The sequence below is a fragment of the Pseudomonas edaphica genome (assembly GCF_005863185.1).
Lineage (GTDB): Bacteria > Pseudomonadota > Gammaproteobacteria > Pseudomonadales > Pseudomonadaceae > Aquipseudomonas > Aquipseudomonas edaphica.
In genome coordinates this window covers 1-6,631 of sequence record NZ_VBVZ01000349.1, presented here as the reverse complement: position 1 = coordinate 6,631, position 6,631 = coordinate 1, and the positions used below count along the sequence as shown (strand labels likewise).

Sequence of the window (6,631 nt, the reverse complement as noted above, 5' to 3'; positions counted from 1 at the left end):
GCGCTGCAAATGGTCGAGTTCTACGGTGCGGCGTTGCTCGCCGAAGAAATCGAAGAATTGACCCTGGCCCTGCAAGCCGAGCGCGTCGGCCAGCGCGATGAAAGCATCCGCCTGCTGCAACAAGCCCTCAGCCAATTGCCGTTGTATCTGGACCGCGTACACAGCGCCCGCCGCGACCTGCCGTTGGTGGTGTTGCCGCTGCTCAACGACCTGCGCAGCGCCCGCGGCGAAAGCCTGTTGTCGGAAACCAGTCTGTTCAGCCCACAGCTCTTGTCGATTGCACCGCTGCCCGACGAAGCCCTGGCCCAGCGCGCAGTGCCAGAACTGCACGAACAATTGCACCAGTGGCACAAATTGCTCCAACAAGCCTTGGCCGGGCTGCTGCGCGAAGACCATGGCCCGAGCAACCTGGAAGACATGGCGCGGGTGTTTGCGCGCCTCGAAGCGCTGTGCCAGGGCGCGCCGCTGTTGCCGTTGTGGCAAGTCACCTCGGCGCTGGTCGAAGGCATGCTCACCGGCGTGATCGCCAACAGCCCGGCGCTGCGCAGCCTGCTCAAGGCCAGCGACAAGCAACTCAAGCGCCTGCTGGCCCAGGGCATCGGCGGTATCAACCAGCCGGCGCCCGACGAACTGCTCAAGAGCCTGCTGTTTTATGTGGCCAAGGTCACTCGTCCGACGCCGCGCATGCAAAGTCTCAAGGAACGCTACGGCCTGGATGAGGCCTTGCCCGACAGTGCCGTGGTCGATGCCGAACGGGCGCGGCTGGCCGGGCCGGATCGCAATGCCATGGGGTCGGTGCTTGGCGCATTGTGTGAGGAACTGGTGCGGGTCAAGGAGCGCCTCGACTTGTTCGTGCGCAGCGACCGCCAACACACCGACGACCTGGATGCGCTGCTGGCGCCATTGCGGCAGATCGCCGATACCTTGGCCGTGCTGGGCTTCGGCCAGCCGCGCAAGGTGATCATCGACCAGCTCGCCGTGGTGTTGAGCCTGGTGCAAGGTCACCGCGAACCCAACGACGCCGTACTGATGGACGTCGCCGGCGCCTTGCTCTATGTCGAGGCCACGCTGGCCGGCATGGTCGGCACCGTCGAACCGGAAAGCCGCGAAGAAAGCCGCCTGCCCACCACCGACCTGACGCAGATTCATCAACTGGTGATCCGCGAGTCCTGCCAATGCCTGCGCCAAGCCAAAGAGCTGGTGATCGACTGCATTGAAGCCGACTGGGACCGCCAACGCCTGGAATCCCTGCCGGAGCTGCTCAGCCAGGTGCGCGGCGCCTTGGCGATGATTCCACTGCCCCGCGCAGCGAGCCTTATGCGGGGTTGCACCGATTACGTCGACGAACAGTTGATGGTCAACGACGCGCCGCCGACCCAGGCGCAGTTGGCGCATTTCGCCGACGTGATCAGCAGCCTTGAGTATTACCTGGAACGCATGCTCCAGGACCCTGACGCCGCTGGCGAACGCGTGCTGGAACTGGCCACCCAAGGCTTGGCCGCGCTCGGTTACCTGCCCGCCGAAAAGCCCTGGCGTCAGGCGCTGGTTGCGCCGGATGGCGCATTGTCGGCCGACAGCACGCCGAGCCAGTCCCAGTTCGATGCCTTGGCCAGCCCGATCACGCGCCTGAACCCGCCGGCGCTGCATCGCCCCGGCAGTTTGCTGCCGCCGCCGGCCGATGAAGAACCTATCGACGATGAGCTGCGCGAAGTCTTCCTCGAAGAAACCGACGAAGTCCTCGACGTGCTGCACCGGAACCTGCCCAACAGCGCCGACAAAACTGCTCAAGGCGAAATGCGCCGGGCTTTTCACACGCTCAAAGGCAGCGGCCGCATGGTCCGTGCCCTGGTGCTGGCAGAACTGGCCTGGGCGGTGGAAAACCTGCTCAATCGCGTGCTCGAACGCAGCGTGGCCCTCAGCTCCGATGTGCAACACGTACTGGATGAAGCGGTGGCCCTGCTGCCCGAATTGATCGCCGACTTCGCCACCGACGACCAACACCAGCGCGATGAAGTCGACGCCCTGGCCGCCCGTGCCCATGCCCTAGCCAGTGGCACTGCAACAGCCACCGCCGAGCCGCACGATCCAATGCTGCTGGAGATCTTCCGCAACGAAGCCCAGAGCCACCTGGAGAGCATCAACCACTTCCTGCAACAGGCCGCCGAGCATGTGCCGCTGCAAGTCAGCGATGAGCTGCAACGTGCCCTGCACACCCTCAAAGGCAGTGCCTACATGGCCGGTGTGCTGCCGATTGCCGAACTGGCGCGGCCGCTGGATCACCTGACCCGCGAATACAAGGCCCACCGCCTGCCGCTGGACCTGGACGAAGTGGAGCTGTTGCTGGAAGCCGAAGGCTTGTTCCAGCGCGGCCTGCACCAACTGGACAGTGACCCGCTGGTGCGAATCAAGGGCGCGCCGGACCTGATCAGCCGCACTCAAAGCCTGCTCGACCAACAACTGCAAGCCTTGCTCGACGCGCCGAACACGGGCCTGCGTATCAAACGCGACCCGCAGTTGATCGCCAACTTCCTGGCCCAAGGCATGGACATTCTGCTCGACGCCGAAAGCCTGTTGCGCCGCTGGCAGCAGCACCCCGGTGAGCGTCAGGAACTCACCGCACTGCTGGACGAGTTGACCACCTTGGGCGAGGGCGCGCATATCGCCGACCTGCACAGCATCGACGAACTCTGTGAAGCTTTGCTTGACCTGTACGGGGCGGTGGAGGAGAGCAGCCTGGCGGTCAGCGAGCGGTTTTTCCAAGAAGCCGAACAGGCCCATGACGCGCTGATCAACATGCTCGACCAGTTGGCTGCGGGGCAGGAAATCAGCCCGGCGCCGGCGCGGGTGCAGGCCCTGCGCGAATTGCTCGATGAAGCCCTCGACCCGTCGGCCACCGGCCTGATCAAAAGCGACGGCAGCCGTGCCCTCAGCATCGCTGAATTGGGCGCGGCCACGGCGCAGTTGAACCAGGACACGGCAATGGACGATGAGATCGTCGAGATTTTCCTCGAAGAAGCCGTGGACATCCTCGACAGCGCCGGCCAGTCGCTCAAACGTTGGCTGCTGGAGCCCGGCAGCGCAGCGCCGTTGTCTTCGTTGCAGCGCGACTTGCACACCCTCAAGGGTGGCGCGCGCATGGCCGAAATCGGCCCGATTGGCGACCTGGCCCATGAGCTGGAAGGCCTCTACGAAGGCCTGGTAGACCGCCGTTACAGCTACTCCACCGAGTTGTCCCAAGTGTTGATGGCCAGTCACGAGCGGCTGGCCTTGCAACTGGATCAACTGCAAGACCAGCAACCGCTGAGTGACTCCAGCGACTTGATCGCGCAACTGCGCGAGTTGCGCCACAGCAGCACGCCCGCAGCCGCGGCCACAGCACCCGAAGTGGCGACCGCCGACCCCGAGTTGCTGGAAATTTTCCTCGAAGAAGCCGCCGACATTCTCGACAGCTCCGGCAGCGCGCTGGTGCGTTGGCAGGCCGAGCCGAATAATCGCCAGGAAGTGGAAACCCTGCTGCGCGACCTGCACACCCTCAAGGGCGGTGCACGCATGGTCGAGATCGGGCCGATTGGCGATCTGGCCCATGAGCTGGAGTTTCTCTACGAAGGGCTGTCCGCTGGTTTGCTCGCGCCGTCGCCGGAACTGTTTTCGCTGCTGCAAGGTTGCCACGACCGCTTGGCGCAGATGATCGACGCGGTGGCAGACGGTTTACCGGTGGGCTCGGTGGACAAGCTGATCGAGCGGATCAAGAGCCTGGTACACCCGAGCGATGAGCCGCTGGCGCCGGTTGCACTGCCCGCCGGTAAGGCCGAAGCGGCTATGGACCCGGCTGCGGACATGGTGAAAATCTCCGCCGACTTGCTCGATGACCTGGTCAACCTGGCCGGTGAAACCTCGATTTTCCGGGGGCGCATCGAGCAGCAGGTCAACGATGCGCGCACGGCCCTCAACGAGGTCGAAACCACCATCGAGCGTATGCGCGACCAACTGCGCCGCCTCGACAGCGAAACCCAGGGCCGTATCCTCAGCCGTCAGCAGGCCGAGGCCGAGCGCCTGGGTTATGAAGAATTCGACCCGCTGGAAATGGACCGCCATTCGCAGTTGCAGCAACTGTCCCGTGCGCTGTCCGAGTCCGCTTCCGACCTGCTGGACCTCAAGGAAACCCTCGACCGCCGCAACCAGGATGCGCACAACCTGTTGCAGCAACAGGCGCGCATCAACACCGAGTTGCAAGAAGGCCTGATGCGCACGCGCATGGTGCCGTTTGAGCGCATGCTGCCGCGCCTCAAGCGCATCGTGCGGCAGGTGGCAGAGGAATTGGGCAAGGACGTGGAGTTCGTGGTCGGCAATGCCGAAGGCGAGATGGACCGCAACGTGCTCGAACGCATGGTCGCGCCGCTGGAACACATGCTGCGCAACGCCGTCGACCATGGCCTGGAGTCGCGCGAAGCACGTGTGCTGGCGGGCAAACCGGAGAAGGGTCGTATCACCCTGGACCTGACCCACGAAGGCGGCGATATCGTATTCGATATGCGCGACGACGGCGCCGGCGTGCCGCTGGACGCAGTGCGGCGCAAGGCGATCAAGCGCGGCCTGCTCGACCCCCATCAAGAGATCAGCGACCGCGACGTGTTGCAGTTCATCCTGCAGCCGGGTTTTTCGACGGCGGAAAAGATCACCCAGATATCCGGACGCGGTGTGGGCATGGACGTGGTGCACGAAGAAGTGCGCCAGCTTGGCGGCTCGATGGTGATTGACTCCACGCCCGGTGCGGGCGTGCACTTTCGCATTCGCCTGCCGTTTACCGTGTCGGTTAACCGGGCGCTGATGGTGCAGTGCGCGGACGATCAATATGCGATCCCGCTCAACACCATCGAAGGCGTGGTGCGTGTGCTGCCCCACGAGTTGGCTGGGCACTATCAGCAAGACCCGCCGCGTTATGAATATGGCGGCCAGCGTTATGAGTTGTTCTACCTTGGCGACCTGCTGCATACCGTCAGCCGCCCGAAATTGCTCGGCCAATACCAGCCCGTGCCGGTGCTGCTGGTGCAATGCAACGAGCGGCGCGTGGCGGTGCATGTGGATGCCATGGCCGGTACTCGGGAGATTGTAGTGAAGGGCCTGGGGCCGCAGTTCGCGGGCGTGCAGGGGCTGTCCGGCGCGACCATCCTGGGTGATGGCCGCGTGGTGCTGATCATCGACCTGCTTGCGCACATCCGGGCACGTCAACCCGTGTCGCCGGCCCAGGCGGTTGACGCGCCGCTGATCCTCAACGACCCACTGAAAAAACGCCCGCTGCTGGTGCTGGTGGTGGACGATTCGGTCACCGTGCGCAAAGTTACCAGCCGCCTGTTGGAGCGCAACGGCATGAACGTGCTCACCGCCAAAGACGGCATCGACGCCATCGCCGTACTCGAAGAGCACACCCCGGACCTGATGCTGCTCGACATCGAAATGCCGCGCATGGACGGCTTCGAGGTGGCGATTCAGGTGCGCAACGACCCGCGCCTGATGCGCCTGCCGATCATCATGATCACCTCGCGCACCGGCCAGAAACACCGCGACCGCGCCATGGCCATCGGCGTCAACGACTACCTCGGCAAGCCGTACCAGGAGTCGGTGCTGCTGGAAAGCATCGCCTACTGGAGCAAGTCCCATGCTTGACCACCGCACCAGCCAACTCACTGGCCTGTTGTTGCCCTTGGCTGACCGCCATCTGCTGCTGCCCAATGTGGCCGTGGCCGAGCTGATCGACTTCCAGCGCGGCGAACCGGCCAGCGATGCGCCGCCGTGGTACCTGCGGCAAGTGACGTGGCGTGACCGGCAAATACCCCTGATCAGCTTTGAAGCGGTGTGCGGCGAGGCGATCTTGACCGCCGAGCGCTCGCGCATCGTGGTGCTGAATGCGCTGGGCGGGCGGCCGACGTTGAAGTTTATTGCGCTGGTGATCCAGGGCATTCCCCGCTCGTACAAGCTCGACAGCGAATTGAGCTACGTGGACGTGCCACTCTGCCCGCTGGAACTCGCGGCCGTGCAGGTGGGCGAGCACGTGGCGAAGGTGCCGGATTTGATGGGGTTGGAAGCGTTGTTGGTCGAGTCCGGCCTGGCCTGACGGCGATGATCGTTCCCACGCTCCGCGTGGGAATGCATCCCGTGACGCTCCGCGTCACCCTTGCGCTGGTCTTGAGTCTTGTGCTGCCTGGCGGGACGCGGAGCGTCCCAGGCGGCATACCCACGCGGAGCGTGGGAACGATCCAAATGGCAGAGCTGAGTCAGCTGTTGGTCGACAGAGCACTGGAACACGTCAGCCCTGCCTGAGTAGTCCCAAAAGGGGACCGCTATCTAACTAGCATCACCGAACACATGTGGGAGCTGGCTTGCCTGCGATAGCAGACTGTCAGCCCACAACTTCATTGCTGACCCACCGCCATCACAGGCAAGCCAGCTCCCACAGGGGGCTCTGTGCGGCAGCCTGAAAGTAGCCGCAGGTCGCGGATTACTTGAGATGATCGTTCCCACGCTCCGCGTGGGCATGCATCCCGTGACGCTCCGCGTCACCCTTGCGCTGGTCTTGAGTCTTGTGCTGCCTGGCGGGACGCGGAGCGTCCCAGGCGGCATACCCACGCGGAGC

Annotated in this window: 2 protein-coding genes; both read left to right on the top strand. The window is 64.2% G+C overall.

Annotated features, from left to right (window positions below):
• Nucleotides 1–5,664: hybrid sensor histidine kinase/response regulator (locus FEM54_RS21055; RefSeq protein ID WP_138452813.1), on the top strand; the 5,664-nt coding region annotated here is incomplete at its 5' end.
• Entirely contained in the window at nt 5,657–6,112 is a 456-nt protein-coding gene (locus tag FEM54_RS21050; RefSeq protein WP_017139437.1) for a chemotaxis protein CheW, read from the top strand. The genes FEM54_RS21055 and FEM54_RS21050, both read left to right, overlap by 8 nt.
• Nucleotides 6,113–6,631: the final 519 nt, after the last annotated feature.